A 16,631-nucleotide genomic window follows, 5' to 3' on the forward strand; every position below is an offset into this window, starting at 1 on the left:
GCCCGTGCCGCCCGAGGCGGTCGTTGAGTCGCCGGGCGAGGCGAATCGCCAGGCCCCTGAGCCCCTTCATCAGGACGTCCCGGTCCTTGGCCTCGGTGATGAGGTGCAGGTGGTTCTTCTGGATCGAATAGTGCGCGAGATTGAGCCCGTGGTGGCCGAGCGCCGCCCGAAATGCGGCCTCGATCACCCGGAGCTGCGGCTTCGCACGCAGGTTGGGCAGGTCTGACACGACCTTCATCGTGACGTGCACCGGAAACCGGCTAGCCAGGAGCGGTCGTGCCCGATGCGGCAGTCCGCTCCCCGGCTGCTTCTTCCGCCCCGCACCCGTACGCTTCCCACCCCACCCCTTCGCCTCCCGCAGTGACAACGGAAGCTGCTTCGCAGAACCCGCCGGTGAACGCGTGCCGAAAGACCGGTCACCTCCAAACACAAACACAAACCAACGACAACACTCCCCGCCGCACCGATCCACCCCCGCCCTCCGGGTGTGCCCACTGCCGTTCGCGCTCTCGCTCGTCCCCCGCATGCGTTCGCCGGCGCACGCGTTCCCCCCCACCACCTCTCTCGCGTGGGCCCATCGCCCGCCTGCGCGACGTCGGCCACCGCCCCTGGTCAGTGTCACCGTTTTCCCGGGCACCCTTGACCGACAGTCCGCGATCACGCCCGTCGTGGCGCCGCACCTTCCACGGTCGGTGCGCCTTGTGGTAGACGCTGGCGGCACCCCTAGAAAGAGAGGACACCGTGGCATTCGAGCTTGATGGTCGCCGCATCGAGAAGGTGGGCGTGGTCGGCGCAGGCCAGATCGGCCCCGACATCGCCCTGCATTTCGCCGAGACGCTGGGGCCCCAGGGGGTCGGCGTGGTGGTCGTGGACATCGCCGAGGCCGCGCTCGCCGCCGCGCGCGCGCGCCTGCAGAAGAAGCTCGACAAGCAGGTGGCCGGGGGGAAGCTCAAGCCCGAGAAGGCCCAGGCGCTCCTCTCCGGGATCCAGTTCACCCTCGAGTACGAGGCGCTCCGCGGCGCGGCGCTCGTGGTCGAGGCGGCCACCGAGAACCTTCCGGTGAAGCAGAAGATCTTCGGCACGCTGGCCGAGCTCTGCGGCCCGGACGCGATCTTCACCTCGAACTCGTCGCACCTCCCTCCGGCGGAGATCTTCGCCGGCACGCCGCGCCCCGAGCGCTGCGCGGTGACGCACTACTTCTATCCGGCCGAGAAGAACCCGGTGGTGGAGGTCGTGCCGGGCGAGCGGACCGACGTCGCCGTCACGCGCTTCCTCATGGGGATGTACGAGCTCGCGGGCAAGCTCCCGGTCAACGTGGGCGGTCGCTACGGCTTCGCCGTGGACCCCGTCTTCGAGGGGCTCTTTCTCGCCGCGGCGCTGGCGGTCGAGGGAGGGATGGCGACGGTCGAGCAGGTGGACGCCGTCTGCCAGAAGGCGCTCGGGCAGGGGGTGGGGCCCTTCACGGCCATGAACCTGACGGGGGGCAACCCGCTCACGAACATCGGCCTCACGGGCTACCACACGCACATCATGCCGTTCTTCCGCTCGCCGGCCCTGCTGAAGGCCCAGCTGGAGAAGGGGGCGCCGTGGCCCATGGCGGGCAAGGACGTGAAGGTGGAGGTGGACGAGGCCACCTTCGCGCGCGTCTCGGACTGGATGCTCGGGGCGTATTTCGGCCTGACGACGGAGATCCTGGACGCGGGGCTGATCGCGCTCTCGGACTTCGACGAGGTGCTGGGGCTCGCGCTGGCGATGCACCCGGCCTTCACCTTGATGAACGAGAAGGGGCTGGGCGCCTCGCTCGCGCTCGTGGAGCGCTTCGCCGCGGCGAACCCGGGTTTCAAGGTCTCGGCGCGGCTCAAGGCGCAGGCCGAGCAGGGCGCCGCGTGGCCGCTCGAGTCGGTCTCGCGCGAGGACCGCGACGGCGTGGCGATCCTGACCCTGCGCCGCTTCAAGGTGCTGAACGCCCTCAACGCGGGCGTGATCGACCAGCTCGAGCGCCACGTGGCGGCGATCGAGAAAGACGCGAGCGTGACGGCGGTCGTGGTGCGAGGCTTCGGCACGCGCGCCTTCGTCTCGGGAGCGGACATCCGCGAGCTCTCCGTGCTGAAGACCCCGGCCGACGCGGTGGCCAAGGCGCGGCGCGGGCAGGTCGTGCTGCGTCGCCTCGAGCAGCTCGGCAAGCCGGTGATCGCGGCGATGAACGGCCTGGCCTTCGGCGGCGGCAACGAGCTGGCCATGGCCTGTCACGCACGCCTCGCCGTGCGCGGACAGAAGGTCTTCGTGGGACAGCCGGAGCCGAAGCTCGGCATCGTCCCGGGCTACGGTGGGACGCAGCGCCTGCCGCGGTGGATTGGGATGGAGGCGGCGTGGCCGCTGCTCCGGACCGGCGAGCCGATCGGCTCGGCGCGGGCGCTCGAGCTCGGACTCATCCGCGAGGAGGTGGCTCCCGAGCGGCTGCTCTCGCGTGCTGTGGAGCTGGCGCGGGAGGCGGCCGCCGGTCGCGTGAAGCTTTCTCCGATCCCCGAGGGGCCGATCCCCGTGCCGGAGGCGCTGCCGGAGGTGGGGATCGGCGGCCTGAGCACCTGCATCGACCGGCTGCTCGTGAAGGCCACGCTCGACGGCGCGCGCTCGACTCTCGACCGTGGACTCGAGCTCGAGGCCGAGGCGTTCGGAGAGTGCATGCTGACCGAGGACGTGCGGCTCGGCATGGAGAACTTCATCAAGAACGGCCCGAAGGTCGCCGCGCAGTTCGCGCATCGGTAGGCGATAGAAGGGGGGTGGGGGCTTCCCTCAGGTGCCCGGACGGCGGCCAGCCGACCATGTAGACCGCTGGCCGCCGCCGGCACCAAGCGTTGGACGCGACGCGCGGGAACGCGCGCCCAATCGCCTCCAAAGGGGCCGCAGGCCTCGATTCTGCGGCTCTTCCCCTCGCGATCGAGAGGAAGGCCCCCCTTGCCGCCGGCTTGGGGGACGGGGAACGTCCGACGGCAAGGGAGGCGCGAACTCTCCGGAGCGACAAGGGGGGCGCACCGGCGAGTCATTCTTGTCCATCGGTGCCGGGCACGGAGGATTTAGGGCGGCGCGAGAAAAAAACGCGCGATGCGATATACTGATCGTGGGATGTCCTCCAAACCTCGGGACATCGATGGGTTGCTCCAGGAGTATCTGGCGTCGGTCCCCGATCTGGCGGGTGCCGCGGCCGATGCGCCGGAGCCCTCCGTCGGGGGAGCGCCAGGGGACTCGGCGCAGGCCCCGACGGGAGAGCTGCAGCTTCTCATCGACCGCTACCTCGAGACGCGCGAGCTGGCCGCTCCGGCCATGGTCGGTGCGCGGGAGTTCTGCAGCCCGCGGCGCACCACCATCGACGACCTCCTGGTGCGCATGGTGCTCGACGCAGAGGAGGTGGCCGAGGTGCTGACGCGGGAGCTCGCCCGGCACCTGGCCCGTCCTCCCGCGGCGAGCGGGGCGGAAGCGGCGGCTTCCGGCTGGCTGCGGCAGCTCGCGGCCACGCTGCACGGTCGACCCGAGGGCCCGGGCCGCCTGCAGCACTACGTCGAAGAGCTCGTCGAGCACGACGCGACCTTGCACGCCCTCGACTCGTGGCACGAACGCACCATCCAGGGGATGCCGAACGCTCCGGCCCCCGCGCCCCCCAAGCGCAAGAGCTGACGCGATCCCGCGTGCACGGTGAAGGCCCGGCGTGCGACGAGCTGGCCGTGGTCGTAGCCATCGGGGCCTGTCGGCCTACTCGCCGCGGTGCTGCGCCTCGAGCGCCTCGGCCTCGGCGCGCGCCTCGGCGGCGATGCGCACGGGGAAGCGGCCGTGCAGCGGACTCAGCCGCGCCCCCGCGCGGGCGACACCGTAGAAGAGGCGCGTCAGCGGCTTGAGCGCTCCGGTCATGCGCGAGGCCACGTCCAGCTCCTCGAGGAACACCGCGTCGTAGCCGCCCGCGAGCCCGCAGGCGAAGAGGCAGACGAGGAAGGAGAGCAGGCTCGCGGCGAAGAAGATCGCCGTGACCTCCCAGCGCCCTTCGAACGGGAGGAGAGCGGCCAGGCCCCGCAGGAGGGCGAAGTTCGCGAGCCCCGCCAGCGCAGGCGCGACGAACATGGGCCAGAGGAAGAGCCGCACGCGCACGATGAACAGGTGGTTCACGAGCCACGCGCCGCAGACCTTCAGGGCGATGGTGCCGAGGAGCGCCAGGTAGAAACCCATGAACTGCCAGCGAGGGATGAAAAGGTAGAAGAGGCCGATGCGCAGCGCCTGCTCCACGCCGAGGGCGATGGCGAAGAGCCCGGGGCGGCCGGCACCCTTCTGGAGCATGTCGGAGAGCCAGGCCGGGGCGAAGAAGGCGCCGATCACGGCGGCGATGACGAGGTACTCCGCGGCGCGGGCCCACTGGGGGTCCATGGCGTGTCGCACGAACGTGGGCCCGAGGGCGACGAGCAGCGAGAGTCCGATCGCGCTGTAGAGCGAGCCGACCTGAAAGAAGCGCGCGAGGTAGTACTGCGTTAGCACGGGCTTGTCGTTGCCGTGGCTCTCGCTGAGCGCGGCCATCGCCGTCTCGAAGAACCGGTAGGCCACGGGGAAAAGGAACATCAGGTTGTAGTGGATCTGCGACTCGAGGCCGAGCCACTCGGTGTAGTTGATGAGCAGGAGCGAGATCACCACGCGCTCGACGGTCTTGGCCATGCGGAAGAAGAGCTGCCCCGACACCACGCGCAGGCCGTAGGACAGCATGCGCCAGGCCGTCTTGCGGTCGAAGTGCGCGAGCACGAGGGGTGTGATGCGTAGCCCGAGTCGACGGTAGAGCACGAGCCCGACGAGAAAGGTCACCACCGTCGAGACGTAGAAGCCGACGCCGATCCCCACGGCGGCGCCGAAGGCCTCGCCGTATTCGGGGTTGCGTGCTCCCCAGGCGCGGAAGAGGAGCACGCACGGGATCTGCAGCACGAAGCGCAGGAGCCAGTCGGAGAGGAGGTCGAGGCCGATGTTGTAGTCGAAGCGCTGGTAGGCCTGGAAGAAGAAGGTCACCACGCCGAAGAAGCCGGGGTACTGCCCGAGCGCGACGAGCATGACGAAGTTCGAGCTGTAGCCGTAGCGCGTCCTCGGGAGGATGAGCGTGGCGGCGAGGACCGCCAGGCTCACCTGCACGAGCCCGGTCAGGATCTGCCACCAGATGAAGAACTGCGCCGATTTCACCGCTTCGGCGGGGTCCTTCAGGCGGTACTCGGCGAAGTACTTCACGAAGGCCACGAAGGTGCCGGCGTCGAAGAGAAACCACGCCACCTGGAGCGCCTCCCAGGCGAAGTCCCAGATCCCCTTGGCCTGCGGGAAGGGCTGGATGCGGTTCGGGATGAAGATGTTGTTGAGCCAGTAGAAGGGGGCGAAGAGCACAAAGAGGATGGCGGCGAGCGTGAGGAAACCGGCCAGTGGTCGCGTAAAACCGACGGCGTGCCAGAGGGTGCGCGGCGGGGCGGCGCCGGGGCTCGCAGGGGCCGTGTGGAAGAAGCGCGCCAGCAGCTCGGGGTGAGCGCGGCTGTAGCGGCGGGCCTTGACGAAGAGGGCCATCGTGAGCGCCCAGGCCAGCGCAATGCCGAGACCGAGGAGCCAGGCCGTGCGACCGCTCGGCACCGGCGCGTAAGGCCAGTCGGCGAACCGATCGGTGGGGAGGCCGAGGAGCTCGCAGCCGAGGGCGTAGCCCAGGTAGCCGAAGTAGGGCCAGAGAAGCAGGTCGCGGTTCGACGGATCCGTGAGCGAAAGGCCGAAGACGGCGACGCGGCCGCGGCCAAGCGGTCCGACGAGGAGCAAGGGCGTTCGGGTCGCGGGATCGAGGACGATCGGGCGCAGGGGCGTCCTTCCCGCGACGGAGAGCGGGACGCGCAGGCCGGTCTGCGGCGCGGTGGGCCAGACCGCCTGTTCGACGAGGGGGCCCGTCGCCGAGGGAGCAGGGGCGAGCGAGGCGCGCTGGGTGAGGGGCGATCCGGCGCGCAGTCCGAGGGGGCCGAGGTCCGGGAGCGCGGAGCCCGGGACGAAGAGGAGGCGGGCACCGTCGCGGACGCGGGCGAGGATGCGGTGCCACGCGGCGGGGGAGGGCGTGGCGCCGAGGACCCAGATCTGTGGCGGCGCGGCGTCGACGACCCGGCGGTCGAGGCGCAGCCGCGCTTCGAGGAGGCGCGCCCCGGGGCTGCCGTCGGAGAGGACCTCGGGGGTCGCGAGGGCGCGAGCCGACGGAGCGAGGCTCGCCGCGAGGAGGAGCACGAGGCCCGCGCAGTGCGGAAGCCGTCGGAGACGCCGCGGGCGGGCGCGGGGCGGCCCGTCGACGACGGCGTCTGGCGGAGACCTACTCTCGCTGGAGCTGGGCTTCGACAAGCGTGACCTGGGACGCGTTGACGAGCGCGGCGCGGCTGAAGGGCTTGTAGCCCACGCAGGTGAGCGAGACCGCGTGCGGGCCCGCGGGGACTCCCGCGAGGGTCATGGAGGCCCCGGGAGAGAGGAGCCCGCGCGGGCGATCGTCGATCCCGACGGTGCACGCCGCTGGTGGCGACGAGGTGATGATGAGCGACCCCGTCCCTTCGCTGCTCCCCTCGGTGCTGCTGTCCGCGACGAGCAGTCCGACGAGGACCGCGAGGCCGATGAAGACCAGCGTCGCGCTGGCGACGAGCACGACGATCTGGGTGCTGGTGAGGCGCGAGAGCGCGCGACGGACTCCCTCCCCGAAGCCGACAGCCGTGTTCTGCACGCGGCGCTTCTTCTTGCCCGTCTCGCCGCGGCCCTCGCGTCCGAGGCGGTCCGTGCGGGCCTTCTTGCGGATGGGGGCGGGGGCGTCCATCTCTTCGAAGTCGTCGGCGAGCGATTCCACTACCCCGGACACCTGCGCGCCGCCACGATGCTCGGGGCGAGGTACCGACGCGCGGGGCCCGGTGACCACGCGCGGTCGCGAGGCTCCGGGCGGGAGGATGCGCGTCTGCGCGCCAGCGTCGGCCTCGTCGCCACCGCGGCCGGGGATGGGCACCGCCATGGTGGGAAGGTGCGCCAGGACGTCGTCGGTCGAGCCTCGGTGGAGCACGGTGGTCTTGCCCATCGGGAGCTCGTCCACCGGCTCGTCGTCTTCGTCGCTCGCGTCCTCTTCGAGCTCCTCTTCCGACAGGAGAGCGGCGTGCTGGGAGGTCTCCGGCGGCTCGTCCTCGTCGTCGTCCTTCTCGGTCGGCGCGACCCAGGCGTTCGTGCGTCCCTCAGCACCCCGACCTCCGGCGGCGCGCGCTCCTGGTCGCCCCGGCGCCGCGACCGGCGGGTTCGGTCGCTCTCCGGTGTCGCTCTCGTCGAGCGTGGTGGGTTCGTGCCACCCGTCGGCCTGAAGGTCGCCCTCGTCCCCGCCGGTCATCGTCTCGCGGCTCGGGCTCGACGACGGCGTCGCGGCGGGCAGAATCTGGCGGCGACCCGTGGGCGGAAGCGGCTCGGGCTCCGGCGTGGCGCGCTTGGCTCGAACGGGGGGCAGAGGGCCCGTCACGGCCTGCGTGGCGGGGAGCGGCGCGTCGAGCGAGCGAGCGTCAGCCGTCGGTGCCAGAGCCTCGGTCCGCGGCGGCGGCTGGTCGAGGTCTATCGCCGGCGTCAGGTCCCGCGGATCCCGTCCCCGCCGCGAGGCCCCGCCGTCGACGCTCGGCGCCTTCACCTCCGCGTCGTCGTCGGCCTGGAGCTGACTGATCCGCTGCATCAGCCGACGCTCGGCCTCCACCTCGCCGGCGAACTCGCGCTTCATCCAGTCGGCGAGGTGATGCGTCTCGAACGCCGTCCCCGCGCGTCCGAAGTAGCGCTCGATGTCGGCGCGCAGCTCCGAGGCCCAGCCGTAGCGTTCGTCCGCCTTGCGCATCAGGGCCCGCGCGACGATGCGATCCACCTCGAGCGGCACCTCCGGGTTCACCGTCGAGGGCGGGTCCGTCACCGCCTTGCGCACGAGGTTCAGCGTCGCGAGCTGGTTCTCCCCCTCGAAGGGACGGCGGTTCGTGAGCATCTCGTAGAGCACGATCCCCACGGCGAAGATGTCCGAGCGGTGATCGAGCTGCACGCCCTCGACCTGCTCGGGCGACATGTACGCGAACTTGCCCTTCAGCTTGCCGGCGCGCGTGCGCGTCGAACGACTCGCGGCCTTGGCGATGCCAAAGTCGATGATCTTCACCTGCCCTTCGTAGGAGATGAGGATGTTCGGTGGGCTGACGTCCCGATGGATGATCTCCATCGAGCGTCCGTCGGGGAACTTCTGCCGGTGCGCGTAGTCGAGTCCCTGGCAGACGCGCGCGGCGATGTGGAGCGCCATGTCGACCGGCATGTGACGGCCGGTCTCCGCGAGCCGCGTACGGAGCGCGCGCAGGTCGCGACCCGCCACGTACTCCATCGCTATGAAGTACTGCCCCTCGATCTGGCCGAACTCCAGCACCTGCGCCACATTCGCGTGCGTCAGGTGCGCGGAGATCTGCGCCTCGTCGACGAACATGGTCTGGAAGTCGGCGTCTTCCGCGACGAGCGGCAGGATGCGCTTGATGGCCAGCACCTTCTCGAAGCCGCGCACGCCCTGGGTCTTCGCGAGGAACACCTCGGCCATCCCGCCGGAGCTGATGCGGTCGAGGAGCTGGTAGCGACCGAAGGGCTGGGGACGCACGGGCCCAGAATACCGCTAACTTGGCGAGAGGGCTAAGCCCAGAGTTGCCGGAGCTGGCGGTCCGGCGGGTGACCTCGCGCGCGTCGTGCGGGTCAATGCTTCGGGGTGGGGGACGACTTCTTGCGGGTCATCTTCCCGGCCATGGCGGCACCGATGCGTTCGTAGAGCGGTCGAGGGATGGTCTGGAGCACGCGCAACGCCGCCGACATGGGCCAGGGGAAGCGAATCACCGCCCGGCCGTCGGCCACCTCATCGCAGATGATGCGGACCGCGTCGAGCGTCTCCATCAAGAAGGGCATCGGGGTCTTGTTCTGGTCGGTGAGCTCGCTGCGGACGAAGCCGGGCTCCACCGTCGAGATCTGCAGGCCACGCGGGGCTGCCTCCATGCGCAGGGACGACAGGAGGTTCGACAGAGCCGCTTTCGAGGCCGAATAGCCTCCGTTCGCGGGCATGCTGGCTAGCGCCGCGAGGCTGGAGATGCCGACGATCACGCCCGCGCTGCGTTCGAGCATCGGGGGGAGCAGGTGCTCGATCCAGTAGACCGCGCCGAAGTAGTTCACTTGCATGGCGCGGACCGGGATCTCGGCCTTGAAGCGGTGAATGGGCATGGTGGCGCCGATCCCGGCGTTCAGGAACGCCACCTGCACGGCGCCCTGCCGCTCGGCGATCTCCGCGTGCGCTCGGGCGACCGCGCTCGCATCGCTGACGTCGGCCACGATCACGAGGGGCTCGCCCCCCGCGGCGCGGACCTTCGCCGCCACCTCCTCGAGGCGATCCGCGCGCCGGGCCACGAGCGCGAGACGTCCGCCGTACTGGGCGAGGTGCTCGGCCAGCACCGCCCCGATGCCGCTCGAGGCGCCGGTGATGAGGATGCTGGTTCCTGCTCCGTAGAGGGCTTCCGGGCTGGCCATGGGTGCTCGCTCCTTCGTCGCGCGCGGTGGTGCGTCGAGCGTTAGCATGTGCGACCGGCTCCCACCAGCGGCAAGCGTGCCCTGCGGCGCGGGAGTCAGGTGCTTGACGGATCCGTCAGGGGGACGGGGCGGGCCGCAGGACGGCGCCGCGCCGCACCAGCGCCAAGGCGCGAAGATCCCAGGTGGCACGGAGCGGCCTGCCCTGGCCCGGCTCCTGCAGCGACACGTCGCCATGCGTGTCCTTCAACTATCGATCAGCGAGATGGCTGGCATGCCCTTCCGCCTGGGGCGGGCGCTACGAGCCCAGGGGGTGCGGTGTGACGCCGTGATGCTCGACCCCCGCAGCTTTCCTCCCGAGCACCCGGAGGAGCGCGTGAACCCCCCGTGGGGCGAGACGCGTCGCCTGATCGGGGAGGCGGACGTGATCCACGTGCACGGCCTCACCACCTTCGCCCTCTTCGAGGCCGAGCTGGCTGGCCGGCCCGTGCTGCTGCACATCCACGGCGACCCGGACCGACGTCTGGCCCTGCGACTGGAGGTCCCGCAGGTGGTTTCGACCCCCGACCTCCTCGCCCCCTTTCCGCAGGCGGTCTACTGCCCGAACCTCATACTCCCCGACGAGCTGCCGCTCTCCGCCCCGCTCGGTGGTGGCCCGCTGCGCATCTTCAAGAGCCCCTCGCTCCACGACAAGCATCAGGAGCTCTTCGCCCAGCTCCTCGACCCGATCCTGCGCCAGCTCCCGGGGCGCGTGGTCTACGTCGCGCCGAACAGCCTCATGCGGGCGAAGGCCCTCGCGCAGGTGCGCGCGAGCTGCCACGTGAGCCTGGACCACCTCCACGGCTACTACGGACTCGAGAGCCTCGAGGCGCTCGCGCAGGGGCTCGTAGCGGTCAACGGCCTCTCCGCGCAGGGGCGCCTGCGCTTCACCGAGGCCGTGGGTGCGCCGCCCCCCTTCGCCGTGGCGCGCAGCGTGACGGAGGCCGGGACGCTGCTCGTGACCCTCGTCGAGGAGGCGCTCACGCGACCCGAGCGGTTCGCCGCCCGGCGCGCGGCCGGGGTGAACTTCATCCAGCGCTACTACCGGCCCGAGCGGCTCGTCGGGAGGTGGCTCGCGATGTACGCGGCGGTGGCCGAGCGCAGGTGGCAGGAGCCGGCGGCAGCCCAGGCGCAGGAGGTGGCCCGATGACCGAGACGCAGCGCGAACGTCCCCTCGTGTCGGTGGTGATCACCGCCTATCACGACGAGCGCACCGTGGCCGCGGCGATCGAGAGCGCGCTGGCCCAGGACTACGCCCCGACGGAGGTCGTCGTGGTGCTCGACGGCCCGAAGGACGGCACGGCCGCGGTGGTGCGGGCCTACGCCGACCGCGTGCGCATCATCGAAAAGGAGAACGGCGGCACCTCCTCGGCGCGAAACCGCGGGCTCGCGGAGGCCCGCGGCGCGTGGATCCAGTTCCTCGACGCCGATGACGTCCTCCTGCCGACGAAGGTCTCCGCCTCGCTCGCCGCGCTCGAGCGCTCCCCCTGTCGCGCCGACGTGGGGCTCATCTTCACCGGGTACTTCCGCATCGACGCAGCCGGCAAGGTGCTCGCCACGCATTACGCCGAGGAGTACAGCCGCGAGAAGCTGCTGCGCGTGCCGGGGCACGTCACGCCGAACCCCATGCTGCGTCGCGACTGGCTGCTCGCCCTCGGCGGCTACGCGGGGCGCTACATCTACGCCGAGGACACGGAGCTCTACCACCGGCTGGGGCTGACCAAGGCCATGCTGGGGGTGCGCGAGCCCCACTTCCTCTACCGCGCCTCCGACACGCAGAAGACGCGCGTGATGCGCGCCCACGAGCAAGGGAACCTGCTCGTGCTCGAGCCCGAGCGGATCCGCCGCGAGTACGACGAGCTCTTCGCCCAGGTGACCCCGCCGTGGATGCACCCCGTCGGCGAGCTGAGCCGTCGAGGCGTGCTCGAGGTCGGGCTCAAGTGCACCCACAGCTGCAAGTTCTGCTACTACAGCTTCCACGACGGCTCGACCGACCAGTTTGCCGGCATGCGCCGCGCCACGATGCGCTCGTTCGACGAGTGCAAGCAGATCCTGCAGGGGATGGCGGCGGCGGGGCTGACCCACTTCGACATTACGGGGGGCGAGCCGACGATCCACCGCGAGATCGTCGACATCGTGCGCTACGGGCTCGACGAGCTCGGGCTGCGGGCGCGCATCATCACGCTCGGGCAGTTCCTGCTGCGCCCCATGGGCAAGGGGCGCAAGCTCCTCCTCGACGAGCTGCTCGAGGCCGGGCTCGACGACTTCTTGCTCTCGGTCCACGCGGTGGATCCGGCGCTCTTCCAGGAGACGACCGGTGAGAGCTTCGAGAAACTCTCGCAGGTGATGGACGTCCTCGACGCGCGCGGCTTCTCCTACGGCTCGAACACGCTCGTCTACCAGCATAACTACCGCCACCTGCCCGAGATCGCACAGCACCTGATCCGACGTCGCGTGCGCATCTCGAACTTCATCGTCATGAACACCTACTTCCGCTGGAACGAGGACCAGCGGATGCTCGGCGTGCAGGCGCGGTATCGCGAGGTGAAGCCGTACCTCGAACACGCCGCGCGGATCCTCGAGGACGCAGGCGTGGCCGTGAACGTGCGCTACGGGCCGCTCTGCGCCTACCGCGGCCTCGAGAAGCACTTCGTGGGGGTGCTAGGCGTCGAGCTCGACCCCTACGAGTGGCGCACGACGCTGCGGACGGGGCAGGTCAAGGAGCACCGCTCGGTGGCCGAGTACCTCGAGCACCAGCGCGCGCAGCTCGCGGACGCCGGGTCGATGTTCACCAAGAGCTACGGGCGCAAGTGCGAAGGGTGTGCGGTGCGGCCGATCTGCGACGGAGTGGACGTGAAGTACGCCGCGCAGTACGGGTGGGACGAGTTCGACCCCTATCCGCTCGCCCCGGGGCAGGGCCCGGTGACCGATCCGATGGCCTTCCGGGCGCAGAATCCGCGCGCCTTCGTGGTGAAGAACGAGGGGGCGTCGCGCCGCGAGCTCGGCCTCGTCGCGTCGCCGGCGGGGCTGCGGCTGCTCGCCCAGCAGAGCTTCCCCCCGACGGTGGAGCAGCGGCTCGGTCGCGGGGACCTGGAGGGTGCGGCGCGCGAGCTCGAGCAGCGACTCGTCGGGCCGGAGGCGCCGCGCGAGACCTATCCCCAGCTGCTCGCGATCTACAAGGAGCTCGACGCGGCCGAGGCCGTGGACCGGCTGGAAGCGTGCCTCTGCGGGCGCGACGATCTGCCCACCTCGGCGATCCTACTTTTTCGCGCACGCGTGGCCCGCGGGCTCGTGGGGCAGGTGCCGAAGGCGCTCACGGTGCTCGAGCGGGTGGACGCGGCCGAGTCGGACGGCGGGGCAGAGACGCGCGCCTCCTTGAGCTCCTGAGCAGAGCCCTTGACGTCTGTCGAGCGCGCAGGCCTCATCAGAGCTCTCGAGGAGCTCGCCCGTGGGACTCGTCCGCCTCCCTCTCGTCGTCGTGGCCGCTGCCGCGGCGCTAGCCACCTCGCTCGGCCATGCCGACGCCGAGGAGCTCGACCATCGCCTCGGTGCGGCCAGCGCGAGCGAGCTCACGGGCGGCGTACGGACGGCGCCCAAGACCTTCACCCTCGGGGCCTACGCCGAGGTCTGCTACCAGTGGAACTTCAACACGCCCGGGAACGACCTCACGAACTACCGGGGTTTCGACAACCGCCATAACAGCTTCACGCTCCCCAACGTGGCCTTCGACGCCCAGTGGGACTACAAGGGAGTCGTCGGCCGCGTGACCTTGCAGGTTGGCCACACCGCGAGCACCTACTACGGCGCCGAACCCGGGCGGTCGGGGGCGGCGGGGGCGAACGCTTCGGGACCCGAGCTCTGGAGGTTCGTGCAGCAGGCCTACGTGGGCTACCGGATCCCCGTCGGGCGGGGGCTCCTCGTGCAGGCCGGACTCTTCCTCTCGCCGATCGGGCCGGAGGGGATCGCCGTGCGCGACAACTGGAACTGGTCTCGCTCGACGCTCTTCTTCGCGTTGCCCTACTACCACACGGGCCTGCGCGTGAGCTATCCGCTCTCGGATAGGTGGGCTCTGACGCTCGCGGCGTACAACGGCTGGAACAGCGTGGTCGACAACAACGCCGAGAAGTCCATCTCGCTCCAGGCGACCTACACGCGGCCCGAGCGCCTGGCGCTCAGCGTGCTCTACTTCGTGGGAGTGGAGCGCGAGCGCGAGGCGAGGGAGGGTCGGGCCTGGCGGCATCTTCTCGACGCGCACGCGACGTGGGACGTGGTGCCTCGCCTCTCTCTGCTCCTGCACCTCGACGGCGGGCTCGAGCCCAACGCGATGGGTCTGAGCGCCTGGATCGGGGCGGCGCTCTACGCGCGGGTGAAGCTCCTGCGGTGGCTCTACCTGGCGGCACGGGGTGATGCCCTCTACGAGCGCGTCCCCGCGGGTGCGACCGCGGTCTTCTACCCCGCCTCCTGGGTCGCCTCGGGGACGGGGACTGTCGAGCTACGCCCGCACGAGCGCGTGGTCTTCCGGCTCGAGTACCGCCACGACCACGGCGCGCGTGACCTCTACTTCGCGGGGGCCGTCCAAGGTGCGGGGACGCCCACCGCGCCCTATCTACCCAATCGGCGCTACCAGGACACGCTCACCGTAGGCGCGACCACCTGGTTCTGAGGCCGCTGCCTCAGTGCCCGAACTCGAGCGGGAAGCGGCTGTCGATGGTCGCCCCCTCCGCCGGCGGGTTCGGGTGATTGAAGACCACCACCGCACGGTAGATCGACAGCAGGCGACCGTTGTAGTCCCCGTGCACGAGCGAGCGCACGAAGGAGGCCGGGTTCGCGTGCGTCGAGATCTGGCGCGAGACGTACTTGTTCAGCCAGGAGGTGATCCAGGTGGTGCAGTTGTGTTCCCCGTCGGCGCGACCGCTGATGTAGGGGGGCGTCCCGCCGTAGTAGTCCGACGGGCCGAGCGTCCCCTCGAAGTCGTCGGTGATGGCCGAGAGGTACTTCGAGAGCCCGCCGAGCTGGGTGTTCGTGAGCTTCACGAGCGCCACGGTGCGCTGCCGGTCGACCTGGTCCGGGTCGTAGCAGGGCTCGTCGTAGAAGAGATTCGTTCCCTCGTCGTACTCTTCGTCCTCGGAGTAGCACTCCTCGTCCAGGTTTCCGGCGGACATGTTCCAGAGGTGGAAGTGATCGTAGAGCCGCATCGCCTTGCCGCGGAAGCGCCGGTCCATGCGCAGGTTCGTGCCGGTGCCGGTGCCGACGTGCATGTAGTTGTCGTCGGCCGGGTTCCAGAGCATGAGGGTGTTCGTGCCGAAGGTGGCGAGCAGGTCGGCGTGGAGCTTCTTCGCGGCCGCCTCGTTCGGCAGCGCCGCGGTCTTGATGAAGACGGCCGGGCGGCCCTGCTTGGTGGCCATCGTGACGTAGGCGCGGTTGCGCTGGGCGAAGGCCCGGAGCCGTCCTTCGAAGCTCACGTACGGGGCTTGCGTGTTCTCGGCCTTGCCCTCTTCCGGCTCGTCCAGGTCCACGGGCAAGGGCTCCGTGGAGGGATCGGGAGCGCCGCAGGCCGGCAGGCCGAAGAGGAGGCCGAGGCTCAGCGCGGCCATCACGATCCGGTGCATTTTCAGGAACATGGGCTCCTCCGGGGATGCTCGGGGACGTACGTTTACACCACACATATACGAGGACGTGGCCTGAGCCGGCCTCGATTTCTGCCCGTGGATCGCGCCGCCTTGCGGTGGACCCCGAAACGCGCTTTCCTGACCGCGAGATGCACGGCCCCGGTGCTACCCCTTCTCCCGTCTTCAGCCCCGCGCCCCTCGGCCCGCTCGTGCTGCGCAACCGCCTCGTCCGCTCGGCGGCCTTCGAGGGGATGTGTCCTGACGGGCTCCCCTCCGAGGCGCTCGTCGCGCACCACCGGCAGATGGCCGAGGGGGGTGTTGCGCTGACCACCGTGGCCTACGCCTCGGTCTCGCCCGACGGGCGAACGTACGCGCACCAGCTCCTCATGCAGCCCACGGCGGTCGGCCCCCTCCGGCGGCTCACCGAGGCTGTGCATCTCGCCGGCGCTTTGGCCTCGGTCCAGCTCGGGCACTCGGGGGACTTCGCGGCGTCGAAGGTGATCGGGCGGCGGCCGCTCGGGCCGTCCACGCGCTACAACACCTACGCGCTCACCCTGGCCCGGGCCATGAACGACGCTGACCTCGACCGCGTGGCCTCAGACTTCGTGCGCGCCGCGCGTCTGGCGGTGGAGGCGGGCTTCGACGCGGTGGAGCTCCAGCTCTGCCACGGCTACCTCTTGAGCCAGTTTCTCTCGCCCTACGCGAATCACCGTCGGGACCGCTACGGCGGCTCGCTCGAGGGACGCCTGCGCTACCCGCTCGAGGTGGTGCGGCGGGTGCGCGAGGCGCTACCGGCCGACAAGGCGCTCGTCGCGAAGGTGAACCTGCGTGACGGCTTCGCCGGGGGCCTCGAGCTCGACGAGGCGGTCGAGGTCGGACGCGCGCTCGAGGGCGCGGGCGTGGACGCGCTCTTCCTCTCGGGCGGGTTCGTCTCGAAGGTCCCGATGTACATCATGCGGGGCGACGTGCCCTTCAAGGACATGTACGCCAACCAGACGGACCTGACGAAGAAGGTCGGGCTCCTGCTCGTCGGGCGGCTGATGGTCAAGGCCTTCCCCTTCACCGAGGCCTATTTTCTCGACGAGGCCCGGGCGATGCGCGCGGCGGTGCGGCTCCCGCTCATCCTCGTCGGAGGCATCCGCACGCTGGCCCGCATGGAGGCCATCGTGGCCGAGGGGATCGAGTTCCTCGGCCTCGCGCGTCCGCTGATCATGGAGCCGGACTTGCCGCGCCTCCTCGAGCGTGGCGAGGCACGCGCCTCGCGCTGCGTCCCGTGTAACCGCTGCATCGCCGTGATGGATCGGGGCGCCGTGCGCTGCCCGCTCGTCTCCGACCCGCACTGAGGGCCCGGGGCCCCTTCTTCGGCCCACGCGGCGGCGCCGTTTGCCCCTCGCCTGTCCTGGGCCCTGTGATAGAGTT

The 16,631-nt window shown here is 70.5% G+C and carries 11 protein-coding genes; 6 read left to right on the forward strand and 5 right to left on the reverse strand.

Annotated features, from left to right (window positions below; translation table 11 throughout):
* Positions 1-367: hypothetical protein (locus IT371_28125; GenBank protein MCC6751552.1), on the reverse strand; the 367-nt coding region annotated here is incomplete at its 3' end.
* Positions 368-741: 374 nt separating this feature from the next.
* Here IT371_28125 and IT371_28130 point away from each other — a divergent pair.
* Both IT371_28130 and IT371_28135 read left to right on the forward strand, forming a co-directional pair.
* Positions 742-2,766 carry an enoyl-CoA hydratase/isomerase family protein gene (locus IT371_28130; GenBank protein ID MCC6751553.1) on the forward strand — a complete coding sequence of 675 codons (2,025 nt, stop codon included), beginning with the start codon at positions 742-744 and terminating at the stop codon, positions 2,764-2,766.
* Positions 2,767-3,123: 357 nt separating this feature from the next.
* On the forward strand, positions 3,124-3,672 hold the full coding sequence (locus tag IT371_28135; protein ID MCC6751554.1) for a hypothetical protein: 549 nt from the start codon (positions 3,124-3,126) through the stop codon (positions 3,670-3,672).
* 75 nt (positions 3,673-3,747) lie between these two features.
* Here IT371_28135 and IT371_28140 read toward each other — a convergent pair whose 3' ends face one another.
* The 3 genes from IT371_28140 to IT371_28150 form a co-directional block, all read right to left on the reverse strand.
* On the reverse strand, positions 3,748-6,261 hold the full coding sequence (locus IT371_28140; GenBank protein ID MCC6751555.1) for a lipopolysaccharide biosynthesis protein: 2,514 nt from the start codon (positions 6,259-6,261) through the stop codon (positions 3,748-3,750).
* Between the two features lie 82 nt (positions 6,262-6,343).
* Positions 6,344-8,656, reverse strand: coding sequence for a serine/threonine protein kinase (locus IT371_28145; protein ID MCC6751556.1), 2,313 nt, complete (start codon positions 8,654-8,656; stop codon positions 6,344-6,346).
* Positions 8,657-8,748: 92 nt separating this feature from the next.
* A complete protein-coding gene (locus IT371_28150; GenBank protein ID MCC6751557.1) occupies positions 8,749-9,567 on the reverse strand; it encodes an SDR family NAD(P)-dependent oxidoreductase in 819 nt (272 codons plus the stop codon).
* Positions 9,568-9,838: 271 nt separating this feature from the next.
* Between IT371_28150 and IT371_28155 the strand changes: the two genes are divergently transcribed.
* The 3 genes from IT371_28155 (at position 9,839) to IT371_28165 (ending at position 14,266) form a co-directional block, all read left to right on the forward strand.
* Entirely contained in the window at positions 9,839-10,753 is a 915-nt protein-coding gene (locus IT371_28155) for a hypothetical protein (GenBank protein ID MCC6751558.1), read from the forward strand.
* On the forward strand, positions 10,750-12,990 hold the full coding sequence (locus IT371_28160; GenBank protein MCC6751559.1) for a glycosyltransferase: 2,241 nt from the start codon (positions 10,750-10,752) through the stop codon (positions 12,988-12,990). The genes IT371_28155 and IT371_28160 overlap by 4 nt, the downstream gene beginning before the upstream one ends.
* Before the next feature lie 61 nt (positions 12,991-13,051).
* On the forward strand, positions 13,052-14,266 hold the full coding sequence (locus IT371_28165) for a porin (protein ID MCC6751560.1): 1,215 nt from the start codon (positions 13,052-13,054) through the stop codon (positions 14,264-14,266).
* 10 nt (positions 14,267-14,276) lie between these two features.
* Here IT371_28165 and IT371_28170 read toward each other — a convergent pair whose 3' ends face one another.
* Positions 14,277-15,224 (reverse strand): hypothetical protein, encoded by a 948-nt coding sequence (locus IT371_28170; protein ID MCC6751561.1) that lies wholly within the window; start codon positions 15,222-15,224, stop codon positions 14,277-14,279.
* 137 nt (positions 15,225-15,361) lie between these two features.
* Here IT371_28170 and IT371_28175 point away from each other — a divergent pair, with 137 nt between their 5' ends.
* Positions 15,362-16,555 carry an NADH:flavin oxidoreductase gene (locus IT371_28175; GenBank protein MCC6751562.1) on the forward strand — a complete coding sequence of 398 codons (1,194 nt, stop codon included), beginning with the start codon at positions 15,362-15,364 and terminating at the stop codon, positions 16,553-16,555.
* Positions 16,556-16,631 lie beyond the last annotated feature (76 nt).

This window comes from Deltaproteobacteria bacterium (assembly GCA_020848905.1).
Classification (GTDB): Bacteria; Myxococcota_A; Polyangia.